Origin of the sequence: Paenimyroides marinum (genome assembly GCF_900108395.1) — a bacterium.
Taxonomy (GTDB): Bacteria; Bacteroidota; Bacteroidia; order Flavobacteriales; family Flavobacteriaceae; genus Flavobacterium; species Flavobacterium marinum.
Window position 1 is genome coordinate 54,931 of sequence record NZ_FNXE01000017.1, and the last position, 4,291, is coordinate 59,221.

Genomic DNA, 4,291 nt, shown 5'->3' on the forward strand with positions numbered 1-4,291 from the left:
TACCTGAGCTTTTACTGCCGGTACTGCAAACAATAAAAACAGAGATACGGTGTGTATGATAAACTTTTTCATAGCAAATGTGTTTAATAAAACTACTTCTTAACCAACTTTTTAACTGCTGTGCCTTCATTGGTTTGCAAATGCAACAGATACGTGCCACTTGCTAAGTTTTCTATGTTTAACTGTATTTCTGTTTGCTCATTAAAACTTTGGGTACTTATTAACTTACCTGTAACATCATAGACCGCTGCCTGGTTTACCAACCTGTTTTCATTATTAGTAATGTTTACTACATTGGTAGCCGGGTTGGGGTATAAATTAAATTTTGCAGCCAACTGCTCATTGGTGCTTAATATATACGAAGGCAACGTTTGCAACGCTGATAGCTTAATGTTATCATACTTAACAACAGATGCTGAGTTAAGTTGATTTACACTAAAATATATTCCTTCAGGAACTTTAGTATGTGTAAATTTAGCTGTTGTCTGAAGGTTTAATGTGGGTATATAAAAATAAGCGTCATTGGTATTGTAATCTACAAATACCTCTACCTTTATCCATATATTATAAGGAAAAGGATCTATCTTATAATTCTTCAAAGGAATAGTTTGAATACCGCTATTTTCGCTATTTTGATGTATCGCAATAATATCGTTGAATACTGACCGCAAGGTCATGCCAGCAAAACCATTACCGCCAAAAGCATTAGTTCCTGCTACTGCCCCTCCTGCATTAAAATTGCCATCTGTATAAACCTCATACTCAAACTTGCAAATATTATTGCCTGCCGTACGGTTGTTCCATAATATAGATCCATGCGGTTGATCAAAATTAACAGATTGAACACCAGAAACATTTGATGTTGCCATATTTAAAACATTACCTTTACCGGCTTCGGCAATAACAATGGCCCCACCGTTGGGATTGTTACTACCTTTTGATACATACCACCCCCCTTGTCCAGGGGTGGTACTGGTATAATCGGTATTTAAATGCCCGGCGGAATAACTGTCAAAATCTTCACTAAACAATACCTGGGCAGGTATTGTTTGCGTAATAAAAAATAAAAATACAGTATATATAATTAATTTTTTCATAGTACTATATTTATTAGTCTATCGATAGTTTTAAGGTAGAAACCAAAGGAGACGTACCGCCTAAATAAGTTACTATATCTACTTTGTAATTATAAGTTTGTGTACCTACGGTATGAGAGAACGTATCTTCATGTGGAAACGTACCAGCGTCTAAAACAACTTCGTAAGAAGGCATAAATGTATCATTAGAATAGTGATTGTAATATAAATCGGCAACAGCACCTGTTGGTAAATTAGCTGTAATACCGGTATTTGTCCAATACGCTGGATTACTTGTATCGCATTCCGGCATAACGTAGCCATGTGCTACCACAACTGCAGTTACGGGATCTACGGCTTCCCAATAATAAAAAAACACTTTGCCGTATTGTGATAATAAAATCTCTTCTTGCGGGGTAGCAGGTACATAAGGGGCAGGTGGTGCCGTAATGTCAAAGAATATAAGATTAGGATTGTAGATATTAGCTACGGTATTGGCACCAATTACATGGCAATGATCCATAGAAAAGATTCTTAACCCGGCTGTTCCCCAATACGGCACCCCTGTTCCGGTTAACGTAAAAGACCGGGCAGGCATAAAATTACCAATTTCGTTACCCGTAAAGTCAAACATATTGGGATAGGTACCCGGTGGAACAGAATTAAAAGGTCCTTCAATGATACTACTAAGCATATCTCTAAATCGATTATCAGACAAATCATCATCACAATACGCCAAGCCTATGTATGGGGTTACCCTAAAATCTAACCTGGCAGGGTTGCCAATATCGCCGGTGGCGTTTACATAATCGTAAAACATTTCTCTGCCACGATGGTATATATCCCAAATAGACTGGTAACTTCCATCGTCAGAAAAAGTGGTCATGCCACCACCATCGGTACTGCCTGTTTGTGAATTGTAATTTTGCTGATCCGTGTTTTCAAAAACACTGTCGTTTGTACATGCGGTAAGGGTTATTAACCCTAATAAAAGTACTAATTTGTTCATAATTATGTGATTTTTAAATTATTAATACAGTAAATATAATAAAAAATTTAACATAAAATTACATGCTTTATAAAAAAATAGTTTCATTAAAACAAAAAAGACCAAACAAATGTTTGGTCTTTTTTACTATTATGTTGGTGTTTATACTACTTCATCTTCTGTAACCAGTTACGCATAGAAACTTCTTCGTTTATAATATTTCGTAATTCCGAAATAGATACACGGTCTTGTTTCATGGTATCGCGGTGGCGAATGGTTACGGTTTTGTCTTCTAACGTTTGGTGATCAACTGTGATGCAGAACGGCGTTCCCAAAGCATCCTGGCGGCGGTAACGGCGACCAACTGCATCTTTTTCATCATAAGCTACGTTGAAATCCCATTTTAATTCTTCGATGATTTCGCGGGCAACTTCGGGCAAGCCGTCTTTTTTAACCAATGGCAATACCGCTGCTTTTGTTGGTGCTAACACCGCCGGTAGTTTTAAAACGGTACGTGTTGACCCGTCTTCTAATGTTTCTTCTTGCAACGCTTTAGAGAAAACAGCAAGGAACAAACGGTCTAAACCAACCGATGTTTCCACAACATACGGCACGTAAGACGCATTGGTTTCGTTATCAAAAAACTGTAATTTTTTACCTGAATGCTGTTCGTGTGCTTTTAAATCGAAATCGGTTCTGGAATGGATTCCTTCTAATTCTTTAAAGCCAAACGGAAAATTAAATTCAATATCTGTTGCGGCATTGGCATAATGTGCTAATTTTTCGTGGTCGTGAAAACGGTAATTCTCATTGCCCAAACCTAACGACAAATGCCATTTTAAACGAGTGTTTTTCCAATAATCGTAGTATTGCATTTCTTCGCCCGGTTTTACAAAAAACTGCATTTCCATTTGTTCAAATTCACGCATACGGAAGATGAACTGACGTGCAACGATTTCGTTGCGGAAGGCTTTCCCGGTTTGTGCAATTCCGAACGGAATTTTCATACGTCCGGTTTTTTGTACATTTAAAAAGTTTACGAATATTCCTTGTGCGGTTTCCGGACGCAGATACAGATCCATGGCGGTATCTGCCGAAGCACCTAATTTGGTTCCGAACATTAAGTTGAACTGACGAACATCGGTCCAGTTTTTAGAACCTGTTTCCGGATCGGCAATTCCCAATTCTTCAATCAATGCTTTTACATCAGCTAAATCGCCGGTGTCCAAACCACGGACCATACGCTCTAAGATTTCTTTTTTCTTGCTTAAATATTCAACCACCCGCGGATTTGTTGCTACAAACTGCGCTTCGTCAAAAGCATCGCCAAAACGATTTTTTGCTTTTTCGATTTCTTTTTGAGCTTTCTGCCACAATTTTTCGCAATAATCTTCGATCAGCACATCGGCACGGTATCTTTTCTTTGAATCTTTGTTGTCAATTAACGGATCGTTAAAGGCATCAACGTGTCCTGAGGCTTTCCATGTGGTTGGGTGCATAAAGATTGACGCATCGATTCCCACAATATTTTCGTGCATTTGTACCATTGCTTTCCACCAGTACTCACGAATATTCTTTTTTAACTCTACTCCGTTTTGCGCATAATCGTAAACCGCGCTTAATCCATCATAAATTTCACTCGACGGAAAAATATATCCGTACTCTTTTGCATGTGAAATCACGTTTTTAAAAATGTCTTCTTGTTTTGCCATAATGCAAAAATACTAAAATTCCGCACATTTTGTTGATTTGCGATTTTTTAATAAACTTTTGTATTTTAATAAGGATTCGGGTTCTTTCTATTATTCCAAAAGGTTATTGAATTCGTAAAAAAAGAAATAAAAAGTGAAGACCCAAAACTAAAACCCCCTAAAAAATAGAGTGCAAGAAAAAATAAAAAAAATCCAACTACAGAAAATAGTAAATGTTTATAAATAACCTGAGTTCGATTAATCAGAATATTGCTAACTGATTTGTTTTTAGCTCATTATATTGTATTGAAGGTTTTTTAGGAAAAAAAGAATAAGCAATTAGCCCTGAAATAAGGTTTGTAAAAAAGTTTCCTATAGATCTATGTCTTGAATGTTCAATTTGACACATGTTTTTCAATTCATCATTAACTGTTTCAATAACAGAACGTTTTCTCAATAGTATTTTGTCAGACAAGGTCATTAAACAGTTTTTCATATTGTTTTTAAGCTGTGTGATTAGATGAACACCATCAACA

At 36.7% G+C, this 4,291-nt stretch carries 4 protein-coding genes; all 4 read right to left on the reverse strand.

The window, feature by feature from the left end:
- Nucleotides 1–92: 92 nt before the first annotated feature.
- Complete coding sequence (locus BLW20_RS07225; RefSeq protein WP_091098248.1) at nt 93–1,097, reverse strand: T9SS type A sorting domain-containing protein; 1,005 nt, start codon at nt 1,095–1,097, stop codon at nt 93–95.
- A gap of 13 nt (nt 1,098–1,110) precedes the next feature.
- Nucleotides 1,111–2,085, reverse strand: coding sequence for a hypothetical protein (locus BLW20_RS07230; protein WP_091098250.1), 975 nt, complete (start codon nt 2,083–2,085; stop codon nt 1,111–1,113).
- A gap of 146 nt (nt 2,086–2,231) precedes the next feature.
- The gene (locus BLW20_RS07235; RefSeq protein WP_091098254.1) at nt 2,232–3,776 is read right to left on the reverse strand and encodes a glycine--tRNA ligase; all 1,545 of its coding nucleotides are present in this window, start codon (nt 3,774–3,776) and stop codon (nt 2,232–2,234) included.
- 241 nt (nt 3,777–4,017) lie between these two features.
- Nucleotides 4,018–4,291 (reverse strand): transposase (locus BLW20_RS07240; RefSeq protein WP_143037753.1); only part of this gene is annotated, 274 nt, incomplete at its 5' end.